The organism is Acinetobacter sp. CAU_H_S170_2 (assembly GCF_058890445.1).
On the sequence record NZ_JBZYAE010000001.1, the window covers coordinates 349,569 to 375,326 of the forward strand.

Here is a 25,758-nt window from a genome sequence, read left to right on the forward strand (position 1 = left end):
CTTACTGCTGTGCAGGTGGTAGACGGTTCGATGAAATTTGACGCACAATTTGCTGCGCGACATCATCCACGATGACTTGATTCAGATAGTTTTTCTCTTGGTCATCGGTATTGACCGTTTCAACGTTGTATTGATAACTACGTGATGCGACTACGGTGCGTGGTTCAGTGATTGGACGGCCTTGTGCATCTTCAATACGGAAGGTGACATTGAGGCGTAGTAATACTTCAATCAGTTTACCGTTCAGCTCTAAACGCTGCGGTTTATAGTCTAGCACGCGAAGCACATAGGCATCTGAACCACTGCTCAGCTGTACACCAGACGCACCCAAATAAATGGCCAATTTTTCATGTAATTCATCGGTGTTCTTCGGAAGCACCAAATTCATTTTTGAATAAGCAATCGGCGTTGCGCTTGGATTGGTGCCTTTTAAATGAAAGCCACACCCGACCAAGCCAGCACTTAGGCCACAAGTTAAAACAATAGCTGCCAAACGTTTGCCTAAATGCATGTGTTGTCCTCTGTTTGCTCTTTTTGATAAAAGAAAAATAATATGTCGTGATTGTATGTGCAAAGCCCGTTGACTGGCAACGGGCTTTGTTTGGGTTTTGTTTAGAAATCCCTCCCGACCTCCCTTTGAAAAGGGAGGAGTTCCCCTCTTTAATAAAGAGGGAGTCAGGGAGATTAAGTTAAACCACCAAATTCACTAATTTATTTGGCACAACAATTTCTTTCTTGGTTGGACCTGTCAAGAATTGTTGAACTTCTGGCAATGCTTTAGCCAGTGCAAGCAATTCATCTTTCGATGTATCTACAGACACTTCTAGTTTGCCACGTAGTTTACCATTCACTTGAACCACAATCGTTTGCGTATTACGTGTGAGTGCAGATTCGTCTACAGTCGGGAACAACACGCTGGTTAAGTCCAGTCCAAATTCAGCCAATAAAGTTTGGCTTAAATGTGGTGCAAATGGCGCAAGTAAAGTTAAAAGCGTCGTAATCGATTCACGAGCAACCGCAATATCGTTATCATTTTTCGCTTCAAACTTGTTGTTCGCATTTAACAGTTCCATCATCGCTGCAATAGCCGTGTTAAAGGCATGGCGGCGTTCGATGTCATCACCCACTTTTTGAATGGTTTCATGCGTTTTACGACGTAAGTCTTGTGCTTCTGTAGACAATTGAGCGGTATCAATAACAGAGGCTGCATTACCTTTTTCAAGGAAACTTGCAACCAAACGCCATACACGTTTCAAGAAACGGTTTGCGCCTTCCACACCCGCATCAGACCATTCAAGAGATTGATCTGGTGGAGCAGCAAACATCATGAATACACGTGCTGTATCTGCACCGTACTGATCAATAATGGCTTGTGGGTCGATACCGTTATTTTTCGACTTCGACATTTTCTCTTGGCCGCCAACAATCACGTCCTGACCATCACCTTGGTATTTCGCAGACAGAATACGACCTTTTTCATCACGTTCGAGGTCGATATCCGCAGGGTTAAACCAAGTTTTCTTGCCTGATTCAGCTTCACGGTAATAAGTGTCTGCCAAAACCATACCTTGAGTTAACAGGTTGGTAAATGGTTCATTGCCTTGTACTACACCTTCATCACGCATTAACTTGTGGAAGAAGCGTGCATAAAGTAAGTGCAGAATCGCATGTTCAACACCACCGATGTATTGGTTTACAGGAAGCCATGTTTGAGCAGCTTCAGGCTTAACTAAACCATCAGTAAAATCAGGAGATGCATAACGTGCATAGTACCAAGATGATTCTACAAAGGTGTCCAAGGTATCGGTTTCACGACGTGCATCGCCACCACAACTTGGGCATTTGGTTTCGTAGAATTCAGGCATCTTGTTCAATGGGTTACCCGAGCCATCAGGTACGACATCAGTTGGTAAGACCACTGGAAGTTGCTCTTCAGGTACAGGAACCTGACCACATTTTTCACAGTTGATCATTGGAATTGGGCAACCCCAATAACGTTGACGCGATACACCCCAGTCACGTAAACGGAACTGAACTTTGGTGCTTGCAAGAGTTGTTGGTTCTAATTTTGCAAGGAACGCATCATAAGCAGCTTGAAAGTCTAAACCGTCAAATTCAGCAGAATTGACCAATTTACCCTCTTTAGAGCCGTACCATTCTTGCCATTGTGCAGCATCAAAGTCTGCATCGTCTGCACCTTGAGCATCAATCACTTGTTTGATGGTTAAGCCGTATTTATTGGCAAATTCAAAATCACGTTCGTCGTGTGCAGGTACAGCCATCACTGCGCCAGAGCCATAAGACATCAACACGTAGTTGGCAATCCAAACAGGAACTGCTTCGCCAGTGACAGGATGCTTTACAGACAGACCTGTTGCCATGCCTTTCTTTTCAGCAGTGGCAAGGTCAGCTTCAGCCACAGAACCCATACGGCATTCTTCAATAAATGCTTTAAGTTCAGCATTATTTTCCGCAGCTTTCAGCGCCATTGGATGTTCTGCTGCAACAGCAACATAAGTCACACCCATTAAGGTGTCAGCACGTGTTGTAAATACTGTTAAGCCATCTGCATATACGTCAGGATTTGCAGAAGGGAAGGTAATATCCATCCCTTGTGAACGACCAATCCAGTTGCGTTGCATGGTCAAGACTTGCTGTGGCCAACCGTCTTTTAAGGTATCTAAATCGTCTAATAATTCTTGTGCATAGTCGGTGATGCGGAAGTAGTACATTGGAATATCACGTTTTTCAACCAATGCACCTGAACGCCAGCCACGACCATTTTCAACTTGTTCATTGGCAAGTACAGTCTGATCCACAGGATCCCAATTTACGGTAGATAACTTACGGTAAATAAGGCCTTTTTTATAAAGTTGCACGAACAACCACTGTTCCCAGCGGTAGTATTCAGGGGTACACGTTGCAAATTCACGATCCCAATCAACTGATAGACCTAATTTTTTTAATTGGTCACGCATATATGCGATGTTTTCAAAGGTCCATTTTGCAGGTGCAACTTGGTGTGCAATCGCAGCGTTTTCAGCAGGTAAACCAAAAGCATCCCAACCCATCGGTTGCAGAACGGTTTCCCCTTTGAGACGGTGGAAACGGCTGATGACATCACCAATGGTGTAGTTACGCACATGACCCATATGCAGTTTGCCACTTGGATAAGGGAACATCGAGAGAATATAACGACGTGGACCTTCTACAGAGTCGGCAACTTTAAAGGCTTTACGAGCTTCCCAGTCTTGTTGGACGGTAGGTTCAATCGCGCTCGCTTGATATTCAGGGTCAATGTGAGTAGTCATATACGTATGTAGAACAATGGTTAAAAAGTTTGTTGCACAGCATAGCGCAAAATGCACCTAAAAGTGAATTTTGCGCCTGAGATAAATTATAAAATGCAGCAGTCTCAAGATAATGAGAATTACTTCATGAGCTGGTGTAGAGAAAGTTGTTATCTATCAGATTGTACTTCAGCAGGGCGAGCTTGTTGTCCACGTTCAAGTGCTTCATTCGCTTCACGTCGTTGATTTTCTAACTCAATCGCTGGTGCTGCTGGGGCAGTACTCGGTACAGCATTGGGGGGAGCTGGTATGTTATTCGGCATATTGGCAGGTGGTGGTGCTTCCGATGACGCAGCTTGTGGCGAATTTTTCCAACCATAGGTATCGACTTTGCCTTTTTTCTTTGCTGTTTTAGGTGGAGGCGTCGTAGTGTAATGTGTCGAGCCTTGATTATCGACCCACTTATAATAAGTTTTAGCAAAGCTTTGTGTGCTGCTCATTGCAAGCCCCATCCCCACCAAACATGCTGCTATTCTTGCAAACTGAATACTCATCTACCATTGTCCTTTTTATATCCGTAGTCATTGGATTTTATCGGGTTTATCGTTGTCGTTATTTTATGCCAATTTTAGAGCAATAAGCAGTGTTTGATGCGTTTTTCATCTGAGTTTTTTGAAATATTTTGCAGGTCAAATCCTCAGTTTAAAGTGTGAAATATGCGTTATGGCACAGTATGAAAATAAGAAGGTTATGCTAAAACCTGATGTATAAATGCTGATCTATATTTAAAACTGAAAAAATCTGAGATAGATGTTGGATTTAAATTTGGGTGAATATCTTATTAAACTTATTTATGGGTTTTATTATGTTTTTTTATTAATAAATTCAGTGAAATAGAAATCTATTTGTTTTTGCACTAAAAAACTAAGAAAAAGCAGCTCAGTTTTCTTTGTCCGTGATGAATAAAAAACAAACGCTCTGTAAATAAACAAAAAAAAGCTAATTTTTAAACTTGACATTAGTCACGAAACTCCTAAAAATGCTGTCTTTAGTTTTATATGCCTTTACTCGATCACCCTTCGATAAAGTGTCATTTCATGCAATGGACACGCTTTCTAGCCGAGACCGTGAACAAAGTAAAAAAATGTGTTTATCCCAACATGTTTTAGATCTCATATTGCTCAAACAGCATACAGATCAGAATTTTTTCCTATTGCTATGAAAACTAAGAAATATGTGTGCTATAACAGTGCAGACAATCAATGAATGAAACACTGCTGGTGCCTTCCACCATTGCAGTGATAAAGATTAGGGTGAATCACGTTGGAACTTTTATCTGGTGGTGAAATGCTCGTTCGCGCATTGGCGGACGAAGGCGTTGAACATGTATTTGGATATCCAGGCGGCGCAGTTTTACATATCTACGACGCGTTCTTTCAACAAGACAAAATCAATCATTACCTCGTGCGCCATGAACAAGCTGCTGGTCATATGGCAGATGCTTACTCACGCGTAACAGGTAAGACGGGTGTGGTCCTCGTGACTTCAGGTCCGGGTGCAACCAATACTGTGACTCCAATTGCAACGGCTTATATGGACTCAATCCCAATGGTGATTTTGTCAGGTCAGGTTGCGTCACATTTAATTGGTGAAGATGCATTCCAAGAAACAGATATGGTCGGTATTTCTCGTCCGATCGTAAAACATAGTTTCCAAGTGCGCCATGCCAGCGAAATTCCTTCGATTATTAAGAAGGCATTTTATATTGCAGCTTCTGGTCGTCCGGGTCCAGTTGTGGTCGATATTCCAAAAGATGCAACCAATCCTGCTGAGAAATTTGCTTACGAATACCCAGAAAAAGTGAAGATGCGTTCGTATCAACCGCCGCATCGTGGTCACTCAGGTCAAATTCGTAAAGCGATTGAAGAGCTGATTCACGCTAAACGTCCTGTGATTTATACTGGCGGTGGCGTGGTTCAAGGTAATGCTTCTGCTCAGTTAACTGAACTGGCACATATTTTGGGCTTCCCAGTCACCAATACCTTGATGGGGCTTGGTGCCTTTCCTGGCAATGATCCGCAGTTTATTGGCATGTTGGGTATGCATGGTACCTATGAAGCCAATATGACTATGCACAATGCTGATGTTATTTTGTGTATCGGTGCGCGTTTCGATGACCGTGTAACCAATAATCCAGCAAAATTCTGTCCAAATGCCAAAGTGATTCATATTGATATCGACCCTGCGACGATTTCAAAAACCATCATGGCGCATATCCCGATCGTGGGTGCGGTAGAGCCTGTCCTTCAAGAAATGTTGACACAGTTGAAACAAATGAATGTGTCTAAACCAAATCCTGAAGACATGGCTGCTTGGTGGGCGCAAATCAATGAATGGCGTAAAGTTCATGGCATGCGTTATGAGTCAGGTGCAAATGGGGTAATGAAACCACAACAAGTGGTGGAAGCGTTGGATAAAATCACCAATGGTGATGCGATCATTACTTCTGACGTAGGTCAGCATCAAATGTTTGGTGCGAACTATTATAAGTATAAACGTCCACGCCAATGGATTAACTCAGGTGGCCTAGGTACCATGGGTGTTGGTTTACCCTATGCGATGGCGGCGAAATTGGCTTTCCCTGACCAACAAGTAGTGTGTATCACAGGTGAAGCATCGATTCAGATGTGTATCCAAGAGCTTTCGACGTGTAAGCAATATGGTCTAAACGTAAAAATCCTCTGCTTGAATAACCAAGCTTTAGGGATGGTGAAGCAGTGGCAAGATATGAACTATGAAGGACGTCACTCAAGTTCTTATATCGATTCATTGCCTGACTTCCCTAAATTAATGGAAGCATATGGTCATGTTGGCATCCAAATTGACCATGCGGATGAGCTAGAGTCGAAGCTTGCTGAAGCAATGGCGATCAATGATAAATGTGTATTTATTAATGTGATGGTTGACCGTACAGAGCATGTTTATCCAATGCTTATCGCAGGTCAGTCAATGCAAGATATGTGGTTAGGTAAAGGGGAGCGCACGTCATGAGACACATTATCTCTGTACTTGTAGAAAACGAAGCTGGTGCGCTTTCTCGTTTGGTGGGTTTATTCTCTCAACGTGGTTATAACATTGAGACTTTAAACGTTGCGCCAACCGAAGATCCGACTTTATCTCGTTTGACATTAACGACTTATGGCGATGACCATAAAATTGAACAAATCACCAAACAGCTCAACAAATTGGTTGAAGTGGTGAAAGTGGTTGATTTGTCTGAAGGTGCGCACATTGAACGTGAGTTGATGTTGATTAAAGTCAAATCACTTGGCTCGGCACGTGCTGAAATCAAACGAACTGCGGACATTTTCCGTGCGCAAATTGTTGATGTCACTCCAACGACCTATACCATTCAAATCGCAGGTACGACTGAAAAAATTGATGGTTTTATTGATGCATTAGCAGAGAACACCATTCTTGAAGTTGTACGCTCTGGTGTTTCAGGCATCGCGCGCGGCGAAAAAGTTTTAACCATTTAATTATTTAACACGATTCAACCTCCTTTTGAGTAAGAGGGGGATTTCATCAAACAATAAATCCCTTGATGGAATTACAGAATACCAAGCATTTTAGCGGAGACAGCAATGCAAATTTTTTACGATAAAGACTGCGACTTATCTATCATCCAATCTAAGAAAGTAGCGATCATTGGTTACGGTTCACAAGGCCACGCACACGCGCTTAACCTTAAAGATTCTGGTGTAGACGTAACTGTAGGTTTACGCGCTGGTTCTACTTCTTGGAAAAAAGCTGAAAATTCAGGTCTTAAAGTTGCTGAAGTTCCTGCTGCTGTAGCACAAGCTGACGTAGTCATGATCTTGACTCCAGATGAATTTCAATCACAACTTTACCGTGACGTGATTGAGCCAAACATCAAAGAAGGCGCGACTTTAGCATTTGCTCATGGTTTCTCTGTTCTTTACAACCAAGTAGTTCCACGTGCTGATCTTGACGTAATCATGGTTGCACCAAAAGCACCAGGCCATACTGTACGTTCTGAATACCAACGTGGTTCAGGCGTTCCTGACTTAATCGCGATTCATCAAGATGCGTCTGGTAATGCACGTAACCTAGCACTTTCTTATGCTTCAGGCGTAGGTGGTGGTCGTACAGGTATTATCGAGACTTCTTTCCGTGAAGAAACTGAAACTGACTTATTTGGTGAGCAAGCAGTTCTTTGTGGTGGTGCGGTAGAACTTGTGAAAATGGGCTTCGAAACTTTGGTAGAAGCAGGTTATGCACCTGAAATGGCTTACTTCGAATGCTTACACGAACTTAAGTTAATCGTTGACTTGATGTTTGAAGGTGGTATCGCGGACATGAACTATTCAGTGTCAAACAACGCTGAATATGGTGAGTACGTAACTGGCGTTGAAGTAATCAACGAACAGTCTCGTGAAGCGATGCGCAATGCACTTAAACGTATTCAATCTGGTGAATACGCGAAGATGTTTATTAACGAAGGTGCGTTGAACTACCCATCAATGACTGCGCGTCGTCGTCAAAACGCAGCGCATGGTATTGAGGTAACAGGTGGTAAGTTACGCGCGATGATGCCTTGGATTCAGGCAAACAAGATCGTCGATAAAGAAAAGAACTAAGGTTACGTTACGTGCCTTTAAAAAAGGGAAAGCAATGCTTTCCCTTTTTTTTCGTACCTTAGATTTAAGCAAACAAAATTGTAGATAAAGAAAAGAACTAAGTTTCTGATCTAGCTGATTTTAAGTACTAAAACCCTGCCTCGGCAGGGTTTTTTATTGATCTACTATTATATTTTATGTAGGGCAAAGCTATTAATTAAAAAGATGTGAGTATAAATAGGGCCATGATATGGCTATAGGTACACAGCTATAAGTTGATCTTACCCGTGTTCAAAATCGTTATATGGAGTCAACGAGAATTCCATTTCAGTGCTAGATATATGGGCAGCATATATTGTCAAAAAACTATTGGATTAATAACGTATCCATGGGCTTTATTGCAATAAATGAAACTCTCAAAAAAGTGTACCTATCATTACGTTTGGGTTTTTAGTGTGAGTTTTTGATTTCTAAAATAGTAGGTCATGTAAATTTAAGGCTTGATTATGTGATTTTAGTCATATTGTTCAATCACTGAAATTGGGTAAATAGCATGTGAATAAACTTTGAATTTTAGCGAGATGATCGACCTAAATTGAATAATTAGTAGAAATGTAAAGTAAAAAAAAGATGGAAAATGGATTTTTTAGCGGGTTAAGAAATTATTCACCCAAATATGTAATTAAATGTAAATTTGAAATATTGAAAATTTCTAAGATAAAACAGAGATCTATTTAAAATATAAAAAAGCACTAAAATTGTGCATCACTGAAAGTAGTGTAACTATTTTTAGGGATTTACAAAGTTAATGAATAAATAAAATATAAATAAAAACATTATTTTAATTTTACTTTTTTGAGGTTTTAAAGTTGGGTCTCTATTTGAGTGAAAAAGGCTGCATAGATGGTTTTTTATACAGAACAACTAGAATAAAAACACACTTAAGAAAAGCTTGGTAGCCAAACAAGGTCCAGTTTAATTAAGGGTAACCATAACAATTGATCAGGTTTTAAAAGAAAAATCTCGGAGAGTAGCTATGAATAAATTACTACAAGCATCGCTAGTTGCAACGCTAATGAGTGCAGGTTCTACAGCCCTTTATGCAGAGGATGATACAGCATCACGCCCTAGTTATAACTGGGGGAACTGTACTTCTCTAGGTTGTGAAAAAGATATTCCTATTAAATTAGAAATCCCTAAAAAATGTGAAGTGCTTGGCGGTAGTGCCATTACGCTGAATAAAAATGGTGGAACACAAAGTTCAAATTATACTGTACGTAGTAATACGCACTATACACTTAACATTCAAACAGCGAACACAGGTACAAGTGCAAGTACTTATGTTAAACATGAGGACGATGGCAGTGTTCGTGTACCAACAACAATTGTTACAAATAAAACAGGTGGCGGTGTAATTCCATTTGGTAATTCAAATCATAATGGTCTAGCTGACGATCAATATTCTGTTTCGGTAACTAATGCAGCAGTTGGTGCATTCCAACGTGCGGGTACATACAACGATACTTATAAAATTAAAGTTTACTACTAATTTAGTTAAACTAAGCCTAACTTGATTACAGTATCAGGTTAGGTTTTTTAAAATTATAATAAGGGGTGTAATATGAAAAGAATAATATCAATTTTGGTGTCTTCGATGTTTTATATGTCGGTATCAAATGCTGGTGTTTCAGTTGATCCAGTCCAAATGTATATTCAAAATCCAATAAAACAAAGAACCACAACACTTACCTTAGAATCTAAAGATGAAACTGAGAAGAGAATTTTTGAAGTAAAAGCATTTAAGTGGACGCAAAAAGAAAATGGCGAAAACGTACTGGAGCCTGATAACTCCTTAATTATTAATCCTAAAAACTTTATTTTGCAGCCGAATGGTAAACAGACTATTCGTGTGGGCTTTAACCGTCCCATTGAGTCTATTTTAAGTGGACAGCAAGAAGGTACATGGCGTGTGATGGTTGATGAGATTCCGCAGGCAGTGAAAGAGTCATCTGTGAATTTTCTTGTAAGTTTTAACTTACCACTCTTTGTTGGAAAGCAAGAAGATGTTAAGCTCAAATTTAATGTAGAAAATAATAAACTCGTTGTTAAAAATAACGCGAATTCCCATATTCAAATTGCAAATTTGAAGATTGTCGATGCTAATAAAAAAGAAGTTTTTAAAACGGAGACTATGAGTTATTTGCTTGCAAATAAAAGCACGTCTTATGATTTAAACAATACACGAATATCAAATCCTAAAAATTATTATGTTCAATTGTTTACTGATAAGAACGATAAAATGGTGGAACTCAAATTCTCGGATTAGTCTGAGGTGGGGAGTTTACGATGAATACGAAAATAAGAATACTTATCGTTATTCATATTTTTTTTGCACTAAATGTGAATGCCAGTGAAGCTGTGCTGGAAGAAAATATTGCAAATTTATGGATTAATGATTTAGATCATCATACGGATGTTGCCTTATTAAAAGAAGGCGATCAATACTATATTGAATGTAATATACTGGCAGAACGTCAAATTACAACAAGCCAATTAAAAACGCTCTCCTCTCGGCCAGAGTTTTGTTCAGTGTCATCAGGAGTAATTCAGTCAGCGTTTGATGACACATCACAATCCATTAAATTGACTATTCCTACAGACTCTTTTGAATCTGATTTTAATAACTTAAATGGAAGTGTTATTCCAGAAAAAGCCAGTTTTGGTGGTTTCATAAATTATGATTTTCTTTATGCAACTAGTAATTCTAATAACTCATATAGTGGACTTATGGAGCTAGGGGTTTTCAAAGATTATTGGATCATGAAAAACTCTATGTTGTATCAGAATACCCCCACTGATGAGCGGGTGGTTCGCCTGAGTAGTAGTGTCGATTTTGAATTTCCTAAACATATGACCCGCTTAACGATAGGGGATACTACAACTACATATAACCCTTTGATTAATTCTTTACGTTTTGCAGGTTTAAATTGGGGGACGAATTACACTGAAAGACCAAATTTTGTGTACTGGAATATGCCAAGTTTACAAGGGAGTGCACGCGTTCCTTCTACTGTTGATTTATATATAAATGGCGTAAATATTTATAATCAAAAGGTGAGCCCTGGTGATTATAACTTACTGATGGGGGCACAAATCCAACAAGCAGGTAATGCGCAAATTGTAGTTGAGGATGTACTCGGGAATCGAAGTGTACAAAGCTTTCCTATTATGGTGACCAATAGACTATTACGATCTGGTTTGAATGAATATAGTGTTGCAGCAGGTAAACTTCGTTATAACTATAATTTGGATAGCAGTGATTATAGGGACTTCTTTGTGAATACTTATTTTCGCAGAGGTATGTCAAACTCAACTACGTTAGGAAGCAATTTATCTTACAGTAAAGATATACAAAATATAGGGTTCATGTGGACACAAGCGATTAGTAATATTTTTGTTCTCGATAGTGTTGTTCTTGCTTCTCATGATGATGAAAACCAATTTAATTATTCCTATGGGTTATCCGCAAGTAAAGACTTTGGTCGATTTTCAATGGGGGCGAGTTCAAAATATACAGAAAAAGATTTTAAATTTTTAGGAGATGAGTTAGGTGCCAATTCTAACTATCCAAAATTTGAAAATCTTGCATATTTTGGTATGAGTAATGTGCCCTATTTACATAATCTAAATATTAACTATGCAGAACAAAAATATTATGAATATCCTGAGTTTCCTAATAGTAACCAAAAGGTAATAAATGTTGGGTTTAATCGGAATTTTGGTCGTCGAATTTCATTTGGTTTAAGCTATTTCAACTCTTTTGGTGACAGGAAAGACTCAGGCGGCATTCTTTCACTTAGCTACAGTTTTGATAATAAGTCCGTTTACTTTAGTCAATCAGCTGACCAAAATACAAATCTCCAGTTGGTGAAATATGATTCCAATCAAGTCGGTTTCGATTATTCTCTTGGAGTAAACCGTCGTAGTGAAGACACGATGTTTAACTTTAATGGTGTTGTTAAAACAGATGTAGGAGATTTAGATTTCTATCATGTGCAAGGTCGTGAAGATCGTGAATCACAGTTAAATTATCGAGGAGCAGTTGTTTGGTTGGGTAATAAAATCAGTTTTACTAAAATGGTTGATAATGCATTTACTCTAGTCAAAGTAGGGGATTACCAAGATATTGATATTTTAAGATCGCTGACCTATGTTGATAAAACCAATAAAAAGGGGTATGCCTTTATTCATGATGTTATTCCTTATGTTAAATACGACATTGCATTTGATCAAAATCAACTACCTATCGAAGATAAAATACAGTATTCAAGCAAACAATTAACAGCTTTAAATCAACGCGGCTATATAATCAATTTCCCAGTATTCCATGCGAAACAAGTCACTGTTAAGCCAGTAGATAGTAACAATCGGTCTTTTGCTGCTGGTTCAGAGCTTTATATTGATAATAATGGTGAAGGAGAGGTTTATCCGATTTCTACCGATGGTAGCGTAACGCTTTATGGTTTGATTCCGGGAACATATAAGATACAAATTAAAACTAAAGAAGCACGCAGTTGTTCGGCAGAACTTACAATTACAGATACTAAGAATGATGACAACTCATCAGTACTGGATCTTCAGTGTAAATAAATGGAGTAGAGCCATGAAACTGAACATTATTATACTGCTGTTTTGTGTAGCGGCCACCCCAATAGCTTATGCAAAACAGTGTCAAATTGAGCGTTTAACTTCAAGCCAGTTGAATCTAAGTTCATCGTATCTTAGTCAAGCTGCAACTTCTTTCTCAGTGGCTTGCGATAGTAATTACGCGATTAAATTCAATTCGCGTAATTTAACTAATGCAACAGGGAGTAGTTATTTAGTCAATGAGAAAAACTATAAATTGAGAACTCAAATGAATATTTCAGGAGCAAGTGCATCACGTTGGAATAGCCCTATTGCTCAACCAGCAACTGAGCAAAATAAGTTTGTAGTCTTGGTGCAATTGATGGAACGCCCAACTGCCTTAACCCCAGCAGGTGTGTATAAGGATAGCTTGTATATTAATTTGATGTTTTAAATTTTAGGCATTTAAACTATTAATATGTAAAAAGATACCTACTAATCATAGGTGTCTTTTTATTTTATTGCATTCATTAGATCTCTTTCATAAATCAAAAAACGACCTATCTATTGCTGATTATTTGTACCGAAGAATCTTAAACATTCAGGCATAATCTTTGAATGAAATACATCTATTCAAAGAAGCTTTCTGAAACACAGTTTAAGCGATATACCGGCATCTCATGGTCAACCTTTAATTTAATGGTTGAGCAATTGAAAATGCATGTTCCTGCCAAAGGTAGACCATCTAAATTAAGCCTAGAAGATCAGATTCTCTTATGCTTAAGCTATTGGCGTGAATACCGAACATTATTCCATGTCGCAACAAGTTATGGCGTGTCAGAGCCCACTGCTTCAAGAATCGTACACCATGTAGAGGACTGCCTCATCAAGTCCAATTTATTTAATTTACCAAAGCATTTGCCTGAAGGCGAAGGTATTGACTGGAATGTGGTGATCGTAGATGCCACAGAAATTCCAATACAAAGGCCTAAAAAAACAGAAGAAAAGCTATAGTGGTAAGAAGAAGGCACATACTTTCAAAGTTCAAGCCATTGCTCATTATAAAACTCAGCAAATTCTGAGTTTATGCACAAGTCGTGGTGCTGTACATGATTTCGAACTTTTCAAACGCAATTTGAATCAGATTCCTGCAAGTGCCTTTATACTTGCAGATAAGGGTTATCAAGGGATTTACACAGTGTATCGAAATAGCCTATTGCCATTAAAAGCAAAAAAACGCTGCAAACTAGATCCTGAGTTAAAGCTTTACAATCGAGAAATTAACAAAAGAAGAATTGGCATTGAGCATGTATTTGGCAGTTTGAAAACCTTCAAAATCCTTGCTGAGCGATATCGCAATCGAGGAAAAAGATTGGGATTGAGGTTCAATCTAATTGCTGGGATCTATAATTTGGAACTGAGTAAAAAATGATTTATGAAAGAGGTCTATTATCATCAAACTGTCAAATAGTTTAATTAAACTTGGAGGAAAATAAGAAAAGTTTGGAATAACATGATCGGTTCAATGACAACAAAATTATTCAAACAGCACAATTTCCCAGAACCTCAGCGGTTTTATCTCAAGCAACAACATCAGCATAATATTCAGCAAGAACTCTCTATCCTTGAAGAAACCCTCAAACCCAAGTTAAAAATAACCATCGTGACGGAAACATGGTCACCAGAAATCAATGGTGTTGCGAACTCTTTATTACAACTGTGTAAAGGTTTGCAGAAACTGGGGCATCGCATTCAGCTCATCCGCCCAATCCAAAAAACCATATGTACCGACTTTCAGGCAGAGCAGGAGTGTTTGGTCTGGGCAAAGAGCATTCCTAAATATGCCGACATGCAATTTGGTATGCCACAGTATGTGAAAGTCAGCAAAGCGATTGAACGCTTCGCACCAGATGTGGTCCATATTGTGACGGAAGGACCGTTGGGGTTGACGGCACTGTATGCTGCTCAAGCACATCAAATTCCAGTGTCGAGTGGCTTTCATTCAACTTTTCATGACTTTAGTCGCTTCTTTGATTTGGCTTTACTGGTCAAACCGATTGAAAGTTATCTTCGCTGGTTTCATAACCATACGGTACTCACCTGTGTGCCGAGTGAAACCACGTTAAATCAACTCCAGGCCTTTGGGGTGACTTGTCCTTTGGTTGAGGTTGGGCGAGGGGTCGATACAACTCGCTTCCATCCAGAGCACCGCTCAGAACAATTGCGTCAGCATTGGCAAGCAGATGCAAATACTACGGTGCTGTTATATGTGGGGCGTTTATCTCCAGAAAAAGAAGTCGATGTGCTCATTCAAAGCTATTTGAATATCAAGAAGCAGCAATCACGCAAGTTGAAAATGGTGATTGTGGGAGATGGGCCAGATCGCAAGCGCTTAACTGAGATGGCAAATGGCTCAGATGTTATTTTTACGGGAAGCTTAACAGGGCAGTCACTCGCTCAAGTCTACGCCAGTGCAGATGCTTTTGTTTTTGCTAGTCAAATAGAGACTTTTGGTAATGTGGTACTCGAAGCCATGGCCAGTGGCTTACCTGTGGTGGCCTATAACTATGCCAGTCCGCAGCGTTATATCAAGCAAGGTATAACAGGGTGGTTGAGTCCTTTTGGACAAGTGGCACACTTTATGCAAACTATTATTCAGTTGCCAGAGCAAAAGGTGCTTAGATGTATGGGAACTCAAGCGCGTCAGGACATTGAAAGTGTGGGCTGGCAGTATCCTGTAAAACAGTTTGAGCAAGCCTTATATCACGCGGCAAATATTAAGGCAGCACCTTAACCAATAGCTGTTTTAAAAGTGTCAGTGATAAAGATGAGTTGGGTAATTTTGATGGGTTTTAATTTAAATCATCAAACTGTCAAAAACACCCTTTAATATGAGCTTAACGAGAAGCGATTTTGATGAATTAAATCGTCATATAACAATGATTTTCCAGCTGAACTTTCAACATTGTTGTTAAGGAGAAGTGGTATGAATCTTAAAACTGCAAAAATAAGAATATTAGATTTAGATTTAAAAGGCTGTGTCTATCTCAATCATTTCTCCCATTCGCATGCTGTAGCTAATTTTTTTAAGCGGATCAGTCGATTGGGAGATGGCATCTTTTGGTACACGATGTTGGCTTTAACTTGGTTGTTGCAAGGATTGGTCTACAGTTTGCAAATCCTGTATTTGGTTCTCGGTTCATTGTGCGGGACTTTAATTTATAAAGTCTTAAAAATCAAAACTATTCGCCCAAGACCCTATCAAGTACATCAAGTGATTCGAATGGGTGAGCGACCTCTCGATCACTTTAGTTTTCCTTCGGGTCATACTTTACATGCAGTGATGGTCAGTACGTTATTAGGCTTTGTACAGCCAATTTTATTGGTGCTCATGTTGCCTTTTACTGTTTTGGTTGCCGCGTCACGCATGATTTTAGGGCTACATTATCCAAGTGATGTGTTGGTCGGAGCGGCTATAGGTGCGGTTGTAGCCGTCGCTTTAATTTGTAGTGCACCATTTTTAAATATCGTGTTGTAAAAAAGCCCAATTTTATCCCAAACAAACTAGCGCTTAAATTTCAGAGTTTGCTACAGTACAGCATCTTCTACATTGTGATGAGACTCCACCATGGGCTTACGTTGGTCAGACACTATTGATATTGCTATTGAGTTGTATGAAGCTCATCCAGATGTCGATCCGCAGTGGATTCGCTTTACAGACTTACATGCTTGGGTGTGTGCCTTACCAGACTTTAGTGATGATCCGACCAAGTCGACTGAAGGTTTGCTTGAAGCAATTCAAATGGCATGGATTGACGAAGCGCGATAATCCTTGTATCGAAAAAAGCAACTTTTTACAGAGTAAAAGCAGAAAATTGTGCATTATGTCGGTATAATGCGCCAAAATTTTCATGTCTACATTGACTTAAGGAGCCAATCATGGCTATTGAACGTACTTTATCTATCGTAAAACCAGACGCAGTTGCTAAAAACCACATCGGTGACATTTTTGCTCGTTTTGAAAAAGCTGGTCTTCAAATCGTTGCAACTAAAATGAAACACTTGACTCAAACTGAAGCTGAAGGTTTCTACGCAGAGCACAAAGAACGTGGTTTCTTTGCTGACCTAGTTGCGTTCATGACTTCTGGTCCAGTTGTTGTTTCAGTTCTTGAAGGCGAAAACGCAGTTCTTGCTCACCGCGAAATTCTTGGCGCAACTAACCCTAAAGAAGCTGCTCCAGGCACTATCCGCGCTGACTTCGCTGTAAGCATCGACGAAAATGCTGCTCACGGTTCTGACTCTGTAGCATCTGCTGATCGTGAAGTTAACTACTTCTTCGCTCAAACTGAGATTGCTCCACGTACTCGTTAATTCGAAGTATTCAAACCAGATAAGTGTTATTATACTTATCTGGTTTTTTTATTCCCTGAATAAATTTCTGCTCGTTTATTGAGCTTCTCCTTTCATCGTTAGACATGGTTTAGGTAATACACATGAGTACTGAAGTGGTCGCTGTCTCTACAGTTTCGGCTGAACAGCAACAATCTCCATCCGCTCCTGCACAGCAAAATTCTGTTGCGAAAGTGAACTTACTTGGCATGTCACGTCCGCAGCTTGAAAAATTCTTCGAAGATATGGGAGAAAAAAAGTTTCGCGCAGGACAGGTGATGAAATGGATTCACCAGTTTTTTGTGACTGATTTTGCAGAGATGACCAATATCTCAGGCAAGTTACGTGAAAAACTTGAAAAACTTTGTGAAATTAAAGCGCCAGAAGTGGTGCATAAAAATTATTCTAAAGATGGTACGCGTAAGTGGGTGTTTCGTGTCGGTGAGGGCGAAGGCTCTTTGGTTGAAACCGTATTGATTCCTGCTGAGCATCGCAGTGGTTTGCGCCGTACTTTATGTATTTCATCTCAAGTAGGCTGTGCACTGGATTGTTCATTCTGTTCAACCGGTAAACAAGGCTTTCAGCGCGACTTAAACCCAGATGAAATTATTGGCCAGTTGTGGGTCGCAAACTATTCTTATATGGAAGATGTGCCTGTAGCTGAGCGTGAGCGCTCGGTGACCAACGTCGTGATGATGGGGATGGGCGAGCCATTACTCAACTATGATGCCGTATTGAGCTCAATGCGCATTATGCTAGACGATTTTGCTTATGGCATGTCTAAGCGCCGTGTGACTTTATCGACTTCAGGTGTAGTGCCGAAAATTGATCAATTGGCACAAGATATTGATGTTGCATTGGCAATCTCCCTACACGCGCCAAATGATGAATTGCGGAATGAATTGGTTCCAATCAATAAAAAATATCCATTGGTACAGCTGATTGCAGCATGTCAACGTTATATCGCCAAAGATGGTAATGAAAGTGCACGTAAGCATGTCACCATTGAATATGTGATGTTGGATGGGGTGAATGATCATCCTGAGCATGCGCAGCAGATGATTAAACTGTTGAAGAACTTACCAAGTAAAATTAATTTAATTCCATTTAATCCATTTCCACACGCGCCTTATGGTCGTTCAAGTCGCAACCGCATTATTTCTTTCCAAAAAACTTTGTCTGATGCAGGATTTGTGTGTACGATTCGTCAAACGCGTGGTGATGATATTGATGCTGCCTGCGGACAATTGGTTGGTCAAGTGGCCGATCGAACACGTCGTGCTGAGCAGTGGAAAAAGAAAGTAGCAGAGAAAAACGAGATTCTACGTTCACAAGGATAATATAAGGGGATGCCAATTGAAAAAACCCGTTTCTAAACTTTACCTTGCGCTGACACTGGGAGTGTCAGTGTGGTACTTGGTGGGTTGCCAAACCGTGAATACGAAAGGTGATCCAAGTAAAGCAGTACAAGTTAGAACGCAGTTGGCGGCTGAATATATTAAGTCGAATGATTACGATGCTGCGAAACGTACATTGGATCAGGCATTAGACATCGACTCTCGTGATGCATCTGCAAATATGATGATGGGCGTATTGTTACAGCGTGAAGGCAGTCCACAAAATGTGGAAAAGGCAGAGCGTTATTTTAAGCATGCAATTGCGGCTGAGCCAAAAAATGCACAGGCTCGTAACAACTACGGTACGTATTTATATCAAATTGGGCGTTATAATGACGCGATTGATCAACTTCAAGTTGCAGGTTCAACTTTAGGGTATGATCAACGTTATCGAGCATTGGAAAATTTAGGTCGTGCGTATCTACAAGTAGGTCGAGTGGCGGAAGCAGAAGCAGCTTTTAAACAAGCCCTACAGGTAAACTCAGGTGCCTATCTTGCCATGATCGAAATGGCGGAAATTTCATATTTACGTCAGCAAAATGCTGAAGCTACGCAGTACTATGAACAGTTTGTGCGAGCAGTTGGCGAGAAAAACTTAGATGCGCGTGCGCTTTGGATTGGGATCCGAATTGCGCGAGCAAATCATGACACGATGGGTTCGCAAGTACTGGTCAACCAGTTACGTGCATTGTATCCAGACAGTCAAGAATACAAACGTTATTTGCAATTACAGTACACTACTGAGGCCGTATGGAAGTAAATCCTAATTCACCACAATCGAATGGTTCTAGCAATGCTTTAGGAAATATCCAACGTCCGGGTGATTATCTTCGTCAAATTCGTATTACACAAAAACGTGAATTAAGCGACGTTGCCAAAGAGTTGAATATTCCACTCAAGACTTTAACTGCACTTGAGCAGGACGAATATACAGCGCTTCCAGAAGCAACCTTCATTAAAGGTTACTATCGTACTTATGCGAAGTTCCTAAAAGTGGATGCTACTACGATTATTCAGCGTTTTGATGACATTTATGCCAATGATACGGGGCTATTGCCAAATCATGCATTGAATAATTCACCGATTAAAATCATGGGTAAATTACCCGGTTCTAACCGTGACCGTAACCGTAAATGGTTGAAACGTGGACTGATTGCGATTGTTGTAATTGCGATTTTGGCAGCGTTGTTCGGCATGATTCAGAATTGGTCAGGCAGTACAGATGAGGCTGCGACTCCGCAGATGGAATCTGATGTACAAATCATCAATATGAATGGTGCTGCTGCAACCACAGGGGATCAGTTGAAACTTGAGTTCAATCGTCCTACGTCTGTACATATTGTCGATTCAACTGGGAAAGTACTGGCAACAGGGCGTCAAGCCTCTACACTTGAGCTTGCTGGCGAGACACCTTTTCAAATTCGTATTGATGATGCTGCTGCTGTGTCACTCAGCTTAAATAATGAAAGTATTTCATTGTCACCATATACCGTCGGTGGAAAAGCAGATTTCCGCTTGTCACGTTAATGGGATCAAGGAAAAGCAATGATTGTAAATCCAATTAAACGCAAGCCTACTCGTAAGATTCGTGTAGGTTCAGTCTATGTCGGTGGCGATGCACCCATCAGCATTCAAAGTATGACCAATACTGAAACTTGTGATGTGGAAGCAACGCTGGCGCAAATTCAGCGCTGTGCAGATGTAGGTGCGGACATCATGCGCGTTTCTGTACCAACGATGGAAGCGGCAGAGGCTTTTGGTGAAATTCGTAAGCGTTCATCGGTGCCGTTGGTTGCAGATATTCATTTTGACTACAAGATTGCACTGCGTGTTGCGGACTTGGGTGCGGATTGTTTACGAATTAACCCTGGAAATATTGGCTCTGAAGCTAAAATCCGTGAAGTAGTGGCTGCAGCGCGCCATAACGATATTTCTATGCGTATTGGGGTGAATGCAGGTTCACTGGAAAAAGATATTCAAAAGAAATATGGTGAGCCAACCGGTCAGGCATTGCTTGAGTCGGCGATGCGTCATATTGATATTTTAGATCGTCTGAACTTTCATGAGTTTAAGGTTTCTGTAAAAGCATCCAATGTGTTTTTAACCATGGATGCTTACCGCCTACTTTCACAGCAAATTGATAATCCGTTACATCTGGGTGTAACAGAAGCTGGGATTTACCGTACAGGTTCAGTGAAATCTGCGATTGCATTGGGCGGTTTGTTGTTGGATGGCATTGGTGACACCATGCGTATTTCCTTGGCAGCGGAACCTGAAGAAGAGATTAAGATTGGTTTTGATATTTTAAAATCACTCAGTCTTCGCTCAAATGGAATCAACTTCATTGCTTGTCCAAGCTGTTCACGTCAAGAGTTTAACGTGATTTCAGTGATGCAAGCCTTAGAAGAGCGTTTAGAAGATATTCGCACCCCAATGGATGTGTCGGTGATTGGGTGTAAAGTGAATGGTCCAGGTGAAGCCAAAGAAGCCGATATTGGTGTAGTTGGTGCAAGTCCACGTTCACTGGTGTATCGTAATGGTGAAAAGAGCCATTTAATTGACACAAATCAGTTGGTTGACGAAATCGAAACGATGGTTCGTCAGCGTGTTTCAGAGCTTGAAGAAGCTAAATCTAAAGAGATCATCCGTAGTTCATCATGAGTTCAATTGTCGCAATCAAAGGTTTTAATGACATTCTTCCTACGCAAACACCAGCGTGGAGACGTCTTGAACAGCATCTCGCATCATTGATGGATGCGTATGGCTACCAGCAAATTCGTTTGCCTATTGTTGAACAAACCAATTTGTTCAAACGTTCGATTGGTGATGCAACGGATATCGTTGAAAAAGAAATGTACACCTTCTTGGACAAAGGTAATCCGCCTGAGTCTTTGACTTTGCGTCCTGAAGGAACAGCAGGCTGTGTACGTGCCATGCTGGAGCATAACTTGCTTCGCGGTGCAACGCCTCGTGTTTGGTATATCGGGCCGATGTTCCGTTATGAAAAGCCGCAAAAGGGTCGTTACCGTCAGTTCCACCAGTTCGGCGTGGAAACCTTTGGTGTGGCAACCCCAGATATGGATGCTGAGCTGATTTTGATGACGGCACGTCTGTGGAAACGCATGGGTGTGGCAGATAAAGTTCAACTTGAGTTGAATACTTTGGGTGAGTCTGATGAGCGTGCAGCTTATCGTGCGGCATTGGTGGAGTTCTTAGAATCACATAAAAATGATTTGGATGAAGATTCACAGCGTCGTTTAACCACCAACCCACTACGTATCCTTGACTCTAAAGATGCCAAAACTCAAGCCATTTTAGAAAATGCACCGAAGTTGCATGACTTTATGGGGGAAGAGACACTACAGCACTTTGCCACTTTGCAGCAGTATTTAACCGATGCAGGTGTGAGCTTCGTGATTAACCAAAAACTGGTGCGTGGCTTAGATTATTACAATAAAACTGTATTTGAATGGACCACCACGCATTTGGGTTCACAAGGCACAGTCTGTGCGGGCGGTCGTTATGATGGCTTAGTGGGTCAGCTTAAAGGCAAGGCCGATCAGTCTGTACCTGCAGTTGGCTTTGCGATGGGCATGGAACGTCTGTTGTTGTTGCTTGAGCAAGTCGAAGACGCTACACCTGTACGTGACTGCGAAATGTTTTTGTTGGCAGATCCCGCTTCTCAAGGCAAAGCTTTGGTGCTTGCAGAACAAATTCGTAACCAGTTAGATGCTGCATCAAGCACGCTTCGTTTGAAAGTTGGATCACATGGTTCAATGAAGTCGCAAATGAAAAAAGCGGATCAGTCTGGCGCATTGTTTGCCCTCATTTTGGGTGAGCGCGAGGTGGAAGCTGCACAGTTTGCCGTAAAAGAGTTGGCAACAGCTGAACAAACTTTGGTTGCGGTGGATGACATCGTGCCATTTATGATTGAAAAATTTTCTTCAAAATAAGCCAAAATATAAGGAAAGGGTAGTCACATGAGCGCATTAAGTGATGATGAGCAACTTGATAGTTTAAAGTCTTTCACTAAGAAATATGGTTCAGCCATTATTAGTGGGATTTTAATTGCGCTGATTGCCTTTTTTGGATGGCAATACTGGCAGAAGAAGGCTTTAGCCGAGAACCAAATGAACACGGCTAAAGTTCAGCAATTGATGGATGAAGCACGTGCAACGCAAGGTGATGCATTTACAGCCTTGTCTGCAACTGCGGACAAAATTGTGAAAGAGGCACCAGATTCGGCGCAGGCCATTCAAACGCAATTGTTGATGGCAAAATTGGCCTATGACAAGGCGGATTATGCTAGTGCTGAAAAAGCGTTGAAGAAAGTTGAAAACTCGAAAGTGGATGACGACGGCTTAGTGCAAATTGTGAAATTGCGTTTAGCGTATGCACAATTGGCGCAAAAGAAGTTTGATGATGCGATTAAAAACCTTGCATTGGTAAAAGATCCTGCTTTTAAAGCGACAGCCGATGAAGCTTTAGGCGATGTCTATGTGGCTAAAAACGACATCGAAAATGCGAAGAAAGCCTACCAAAGTGCATGGGATCAGTTGGTTGAACGTAAACAAGAACGCCAAATTTTACAAATTAAACTCGAAAGTGTTGGTATTTTAGTTGATGATCCTGAAATCGAACGTCCACTTATAGAAACAGCAGCGGAAGAAACTGAATGAATAGAAAATACAAAATTTCGTGCGCATTAACCGTATTAACTTTAGCACTTGCGGGTTGTGCAAGTAGCGGAAAAGTAGAAGAAGTTAAGCCGAATCCACTTCCAAAACTGACGCAGGCGAAAACCCTGACTCCTGTATTTTCTCAAAGTGTGTCTTCAACTTCGACTGCTGATCCTTTACGTTTACGCCTTGATGCCGACAACGGTGTAGTTTTTGCACTTGACCCTAAAGGTCTAGTGACGGCATATCAAGGCAAACAAAAACTATGGCAGAAAGAAGTATCTAAAGCCGGTTTGAGTTCAGGCGTTGAAGCTGCCGATGGTCATGTCATTGTAGGTAACGCCAAAGGTCAATTGTTTGCTTTAGATCAGGCAACTGGCGAGCAAAAATGGACAGCACAATTAACAGGTGCACTTCTTGCGCCATCGTTGATTCAAGCTAGTCGTGTAATTTCTGTAAGTAATGATGGCACTGTTTTTGCGCATGATTTGGCAACAGGTCAGCAAGTGTGGACTTATAACTTACCAAATGTACAACTTAGCTTACGTGGTAATGCAGCGCCTGTTCCTGTTGATGCGCGCACAGTGCTGATTTCTTCAGCTAATGCCTATGTTTATGCTTTAGATGTGCTTACAGGTGTGCCACGTATGCAGCGCCGTGTAGCTGTGTCGGATGGTCGTTCGGACATTCAACGTTTGAATGATGTCGATGGTGATCCTGTAGTAGCAGGTCAGTACTTGATTACGACCAGCTATCAAGGTCAAGTGACCATGACAGATTTGGCTTCACAGCAAGTAGTGTGGAGTGAAGACTCAAGCAGTACGCAGCGCCCTGAAGTGGTGGGTAATGGTGTATTTGTGGCGCAAACTGACGGCAAGTTAGTGGCTTATGAAATTAGCACGGGTCAAAAGCTTTGGGAAAATGACAGCCTGCTGAACCGCCAATTGAGTAATCCTGTGATGTTAGGCCAAGACCTAATCGTCGGTGATCTAGATGGCGTATTGCACATGCTGAACCCTGCGACAGGTGAATTGATCGGTCGTGCGAAGACGTCTGGTGAAGTGCGTACTTTACGTGTGATTGATGATCAACTCTATGTTGCAACACGAAAGGGTGCATTAAGCATTTGGCAGAATCGTTAATTCTGTTCGACTTATGTTAAACTAGTCGAAATTCGTATTTTTTTAAATTCCTCGGGGTGTTTGCTTAGTCAAAACCCCGAGTTTTTATTCAGGTTTTTCACCTAATTTTCTTCCAGTTTCTGATGTTCAGACCAGTCTCACTGGCTGATCTTGAATAAAGGTTAATCTATGAAACCCGTAATTGCGCTCATTGGTCGTCCGAACGTCGGAAAATCAACGCTATTTAACCAGATCACCAAAAGCCGAGACGCGCTTGTTGCTGACTTTGCCGGTCTGACTCGTGACCGTAAATATGGTGATGCTGTATTTCAAAATAAGTCTTTCATTGTGGTTGATACTGGTGGTATTGGCGAAAATGAAGGTGGTATCGACTCTTACATGGCAGAACAGTCTAAAACTGCCATCAATGAAGCCGATATTATTGTATTCGTAGTTGATGCACGCGCAGGCCTGCTCGCATCGGATGAGCAAATTGCGCGTGAGCTACGTACACTCGGTAAGAAAGTTTACCTTGTGGCGAATAAAGTTGATGGTGTACATGCCGAAGCTGCACTTGTTGAATTTTACAAGTTGGGTATGGGCGAACCTATGCAAGTGGCTGCGAGCCATGGTCGCGGTGTACAGCAAATGCTTGAAGATGTGCTTTCAAGTGTGCCTGAAGATGAAGATGCAGATGAGCACGATAAGAACACAGGCTTACGTTTAGCGATTATTGGTCGTCCAAACGTCGGTAAATCGACGCTAGTGAACCGTTTATTGGGTGAAGAGCGTGTAGTTGCATTTGACCAACCGGGTACAACCCGCGACTCGATCTATATCCCGTATGAACGTGATGGCCGTCAGTACACCTTAATCGATACTGCAGGTGTGCGTCGTAAAGGTAAAGTCGATGAAATGATTGAGAAGTTCTCAATTGTGAAAACGCTACAGGCCATTAAAGATGCCCATGTCATTGTGGTTGTACTTGATGCACGTGAAGGTGTGGTTGAGCAAGATTTACATTTGATTGGTTACGCGCTTGAAGCGGGCCGTGCGATGGTGATTGCAATTAACAAATGGGACAACATGTCTGAGTATGATCGTAAACAATGTAAGTTGGATGTCGATCGTCGCTTTGACTTTATTCCTTGGGCGAAAGTGCATTTGATTTCTGCATTGCATGGTACGGGTGTGGGGGATCTATATCCATCGATTCACCGTGCTTATGATTCGTCACATTTGAAAGTTTCTCCTGCAAAAATCACACAAATTTTAAGTGATGCTACGGATGCGCACCAACCACCAATGGTCGGTGGTCGCCGTATTAAAATGCGTTATGCCCATATGGGCGGACAAAATCCACCTACGATTGTGGTGCATGGTAACAAAGTTGATAAAACCCCTGCGGATTATCGTCGTTATTTAGAAAACGTATTTCGTAAAGTGTACAAACTTGAAGGTACGCCAGTGCGTATTGAGTTTAAAACCTCTGAAAACCCATTTGAAGGACGTAAGTCACAGGTGGATGAACGTACAGCAGCGCGTAAGCGTCGTTATGTTCAGAAATTTAAGAAAGCTGAGAAGAAATTCAAACGCTAATCAGGCATTAAGTTTTT

General features: G+C 41.0%; 24 protein-coding genes. 21 read left to right on the top strand and 3 right to left on the bottom strand.

What is annotated here, in order from left to right; all coding sequences use genetic code 11:
• Window position 1 precedes the first annotated feature (1 nt).
• From AC5EUN_RS01785 to AC5EUN_RS01795, 3 genes are all read right to left on the bottom strand, one after another.
• Window positions 2-511, bottom strand: a complete 510-nt coding sequence (locus AC5EUN_RS01785) for an LPS-assembly lipoprotein LptE (RefSeq protein WP_130235268.1) — start codon at window positions 509-511, stop codon at window positions 2-4.
• 178 nt (window positions 512-689) lie between these two features.
• A complete protein-coding gene (leuS, locus tag AC5EUN_RS01790) occupies window positions 690-3,311 on the bottom strand; it encodes a leucine--tRNA ligase (protein ID WP_130235269.1) in 2,622 nt (873 codons plus the stop codon).
• A 149-nt stretch (window positions 3,312-3,460) separates the two neighbouring features.
• The gene (locus AC5EUN_RS01795) at window positions 3,461-3,844 is read right to left on the bottom strand and encodes a DUF4124 domain-containing protein (RefSeq protein ID WP_130235270.1); all 384 of its coding nucleotides are present in this window, start codon (window positions 3,842-3,844) and stop codon (window positions 3,461-3,463) included.
• Window positions 3,845-4,613: 769 nt separating this feature from the next.
• Here AC5EUN_RS01795 and AC5EUN_RS01800 point away from each other — a divergent pair.
• The 21 genes from AC5EUN_RS01800 (at window position 4,614) to der (ending at window position 25,741) form a co-directional block, all read left to right on the top strand.
• Window positions 4,614-6,341, top strand: a complete 1,728-nt coding sequence (locus AC5EUN_RS01800) for an acetolactate synthase 3 large subunit (RefSeq protein WP_010327538.1) — start codon at window positions 4,614-4,616, stop codon at window positions 6,339-6,341.
• Window positions 6,338-6,829, top strand: coding sequence for an acetolactate synthase small subunit (ilvN, locus tag AC5EUN_RS01805; protein ID WP_004697653.1), 492 nt, complete (start codon window positions 6,338-6,340; stop codon window positions 6,827-6,829). Before AC5EUN_RS01800 ends, ilvN begins: the two co-directional genes overlap by 4 nt.
• Window positions 6,830-6,934: 105 nt before the next feature.
• Complete coding sequence (gene ilvC / locus AC5EUN_RS01810) at window positions 6,935-7,951, top strand: ketol-acid reductoisomerase (protein WP_004983494.1); 1,017 nt, start codon at window positions 6,935-6,937, stop codon at window positions 7,949-7,951.
• A gap of 1,015 nt (window positions 7,952-8,966) precedes the next feature.
• Window positions 8,967-9,479, top strand: coding sequence for a hypothetical protein (locus AC5EUN_RS01815; RefSeq protein ID WP_130235271.1), 513 nt, complete (start codon window positions 8,967-8,969; stop codon window positions 9,477-9,479).
• Between the two features lie 72 nt (window positions 9,480-9,551).
• Window positions 9,552-10,256 carry a fimbrial biogenesis chaperone gene (locus AC5EUN_RS01820; RefSeq protein ID WP_130235272.1) on the top strand — a complete coding sequence of 235 codons (705 nt, stop codon included), beginning with the start codon at window positions 9,552-9,554 and terminating at the stop codon, window positions 10,254-10,256.
• A 20-nt stretch (window positions 10,257-10,276) separates the two neighbouring features.
• Entirely contained in the window at window positions 10,277-12,580 is a 2,304-nt protein-coding gene (locus AC5EUN_RS01825; RefSeq protein ID WP_131230607.1) for a fimbria/pilus outer membrane usher protein, read from the top strand.
• A gap of 13 nt (window positions 12,581-12,593) precedes the next feature.
• Entirely contained in the window at window positions 12,594-13,010 is a 417-nt protein-coding gene (locus AC5EUN_RS01830) for a hypothetical protein (RefSeq protein ID WP_004983505.1), read from the top strand.
• A gap of 164 nt (window positions 13,011-13,174) precedes the next feature.
• Window positions 13,175-13,570 carry a transposase family protein gene (locus tag AC5EUN_RS01835; protein WP_039889777.1) on the top strand — a complete coding sequence of 132 codons (396 nt, stop codon included), beginning with the start codon at window positions 13,175-13,177 and terminating at the stop codon, window positions 13,568-13,570.
• Complete coding sequence (locus tag AC5EUN_RS01840; protein ID WP_213075192.1) at window positions 13,518-13,988, top strand: transposase; 471 nt, start codon at window positions 13,518-13,520, stop codon at window positions 13,986-13,988. The genes AC5EUN_RS01835 and AC5EUN_RS01840 overlap by 53 nt, the downstream gene beginning before the upstream one ends.
• An 81-nt stretch (window positions 13,989-14,069) precedes the next feature.
• A complete protein-coding gene (locus tag AC5EUN_RS01845) occupies window positions 14,070-15,350 on the top strand; it encodes a glycosyltransferase family 4 protein (protein ID WP_130235011.1) in 1,281 nt (426 codons plus the stop codon).
• Window positions 15,351-15,542: 192 nt separating this feature from the next.
• Window positions 15,543-16,094 carry a phosphatase PAP2 family protein gene (locus AC5EUN_RS01850; protein WP_130235010.1) on the top strand — a complete coding sequence of 184 codons (552 nt, stop codon included), beginning with the start codon at window positions 15,543-15,545 and terminating at the stop codon, window positions 16,092-16,094.
• Between the two features lie 90 nt (window positions 16,095-16,184).
• Window positions 16,185-16,385, top strand: a complete 201-nt coding sequence (gene iscX, locus AC5EUN_RS01855; protein ID WP_004697668.1) for a Fe-S cluster assembly protein IscX — start codon at window positions 16,185-16,187, stop codon at window positions 16,383-16,385.
• 110 nt (window positions 16,386-16,495) lie between these two features.
• Window positions 16,496-16,927, top strand: coding sequence for a nucleoside-diphosphate kinase (gene ndk / locus AC5EUN_RS01860; protein WP_004983508.1), 432 nt, complete (start codon window positions 16,496-16,498; stop codon window positions 16,925-16,927).
• A 122-nt stretch (window positions 16,928-17,049) separates the two neighbouring features.
• Complete coding sequence (rlmN, locus tag AC5EUN_RS01865; RefSeq protein WP_130235009.1) at window positions 17,050-18,285, top strand: dual-specificity RNA methyltransferase RlmN; 1,236 nt, start codon at window positions 17,050-17,052, stop codon at window positions 18,283-18,285.
• Between the two features lie 16 nt (window positions 18,286-18,301).
• A complete protein-coding gene (gene pilW / locus AC5EUN_RS01870) occupies window positions 18,302-19,102 on the top strand; it encodes a type IV pilus biogenesis/stability protein PilW (protein ID WP_004697674.1) in 801 nt (266 codons plus the stop codon).
• Window positions 19,093-19,869: a helix-turn-helix domain-containing protein gene (locus tag AC5EUN_RS01875; protein WP_130235008.1), complete on the top strand. Its 777-nt coding sequence runs from the start codon at window positions 19,093-19,095 to the stop codon at window positions 19,867-19,869. Before pilW ends, AC5EUN_RS01875 begins: the two co-directional genes overlap by 10 nt.
• A gap of 18 nt (window positions 19,870-19,887) precedes the next feature.
• Window positions 19,888-21,003, top strand: a complete 1,116-nt coding sequence (gene ispG / locus AC5EUN_RS01880) for a flavodoxin-dependent (E)-4-hydroxy-3-methylbut-2-enyl-diphosphate synthase (protein ID WP_130235007.1) — start codon at window positions 19,888-19,890, stop codon at window positions 21,001-21,003.
• Entirely contained in the window at window positions 21,000-22,295 is a 1,296-nt protein-coding gene (gene hisS, locus AC5EUN_RS01885) for a histidine--tRNA ligase (RefSeq protein ID WP_062031308.1), read from the top strand. The genes ispG and hisS overlap by 4 nt, the downstream gene beginning before the upstream one ends.
• Window positions 22,296-22,322: 27 nt before the next feature.
• A complete protein-coding gene (locus tag AC5EUN_RS01890; protein WP_493352157.1) occupies window positions 22,323-23,021 on the top strand; it encodes a YfgM family protein in 699 nt (232 codons plus the stop codon).
• On the top strand, window positions 23,018-24,163 hold the full coding sequence (gene bamB / locus AC5EUN_RS01895) for an outer membrane protein assembly factor BamB (protein WP_130235006.1): 1,146 nt from the start codon (window positions 23,018-23,020) through the stop codon (window positions 24,161-24,163). Before AC5EUN_RS01890 ends, bamB begins: the two co-directional genes overlap by 4 nt.
• 168 nt (window positions 24,164-24,331) lie before the next feature.
• Entirely contained in the window at window positions 24,332-25,741 is a 1,410-nt protein-coding gene (gene der / locus AC5EUN_RS01900; protein ID WP_004697684.1) for a ribosome biogenesis GTPase Der, read from the top strand.
• Window positions 25,742-25,758: the final 17 nt, after the last annotated feature.

Excerpts from the sequence above, each read along its gene's own strand:
- AC5EUN_RS01835 (WP_039889777.1), top strand. The coding sequence starts at position 13,175 with ATGAAATACATCTATTCAAAGAAGCTTTCTGAAACACAGTTTAAGCGA.
- AC5EUN_RS01890 (WP_493352157.1), top strand. The coding sequence starts at position 22,323 with ATGAGCGCATTAAGTGATGATGAGCAACTTGATAGTTTAAAGTCTTTC.
- AC5EUN_RS01820 (WP_130235272.1), top strand. The coding sequence starts at position 9,552 with ATGAAAAGAATAATATCAATTTTGGTGTCTTCGATGTTTTATATGTCG.
- ndk (WP_004983508.1), top strand. The coding sequence starts at position 16,496 with ATGGCTATTGAACGTACTTTATCTATCGTAAAACCAGACGCAGTTGCT.
- ilvN (WP_004697653.1), top strand. The coding sequence starts at position 6,338 with ATGAGACACATTATCTCTGTACTTGTAGAAAACGAAGCTGGTGCGCTT.
- AC5EUN_RS01815 (WP_130235271.1), top strand. The coding sequence starts at position 8,967 with ATGAATAAATTACTACAAGCATCGCTAGTTGCAACGCTAATGAGTGCA.
- leuS (WP_130235269.1), bottom strand. The coding sequence starts at position 3,311 with ATGACTACTCACATTGACCCTGAATATCAAGCGAGCGCGATTGAACCT.
- AC5EUN_RS01875 (WP_130235008.1), top strand. The coding sequence starts at position 19,093 with ATGGAAGTAAATCCTAATTCACCACAATCGAATGGTTCTAGCAATGCT.
- hisS (WP_062031308.1), top strand. The coding sequence starts at position 21,000 with ATGAGTTCAATTGTCGCAATCAAAGGTTTTAATGACATTCTTCCTACG.
- ilvC (WP_004983494.1), top strand. The coding sequence starts at position 6,935 with ATGCAAATTTTTTACGATAAAGACTGCGACTTATCTATCATCCAATCT.
- ispG (WP_130235007.1), top strand. The coding sequence starts at position 19,888 with ATGATTGTAAATCCAATTAAACGCAAGCCTACTCGTAAGATTCGTGTA.
- AC5EUN_RS01840 (WP_213075192.1), top strand. The coding sequence starts at position 13,518 with ATGCCACAGAAATTCCAATACAAAGGCCTAAAAAAACAGAAGAAAAGC.
- AC5EUN_RS01845 (WP_130235011.1), top strand. The coding sequence starts at position 14,070 with ATGATCGGTTCAATGACAACAAAATTATTCAAACAGCACAATTTCCCA.
- bamB (WP_130235006.1), top strand. The coding sequence starts at position 23,018 with ATGAATAGAAAATACAAAATTTCGTGCGCATTAACCGTATTAACTTTA.
- AC5EUN_RS01850 (WP_130235010.1), top strand. The coding sequence starts at position 15,543 with ATGAATCTTAAAACTGCAAAAATAAGAATATTAGATTTAGATTTAAAA.
- AC5EUN_RS01825 (WP_131230607.1), top strand. The coding sequence starts at position 10,277 with ATGAATACGAAAATAAGAATACTTATCGTTATTCATATTTTTTTTGCA.
- iscX (WP_004697668.1), top strand. The coding sequence starts at position 16,185 with ATGGGCTTACGTTGGTCAGACACTATTGATATTGCTATTGAGTTGTAT.
- der (WP_004697684.1), top strand. The coding sequence starts at position 24,332 with ATGAAACCCGTAATTGCGCTCATTGGTCGTCCGAACGTCGGAAAATCA.
- AC5EUN_RS01785 (WP_130235268.1), bottom strand. The coding sequence starts at position 511 with ATGCATTTAGGCAAACGTTTGGCAGCTATTGTTTTAACTTGTGGCCTA.
- AC5EUN_RS01795 (WP_130235270.1), bottom strand. The coding sequence starts at position 3,844 with ATGAGTATTCAGTTTGCAAGAATAGCAGCATGTTTGGTGGGGATGGGG.
- rlmN (WP_130235009.1), top strand. The coding sequence starts at position 17,050 with ATGAGTACTGAAGTGGTCGCTGTCTCTACAGTTTCGGCTGAACAGCAA.
- AC5EUN_RS01830 (WP_004983505.1), top strand. The coding sequence starts at position 12,594 with ATGAAACTGAACATTATTATACTGCTGTTTTGTGTAGCGGCCACCCCA.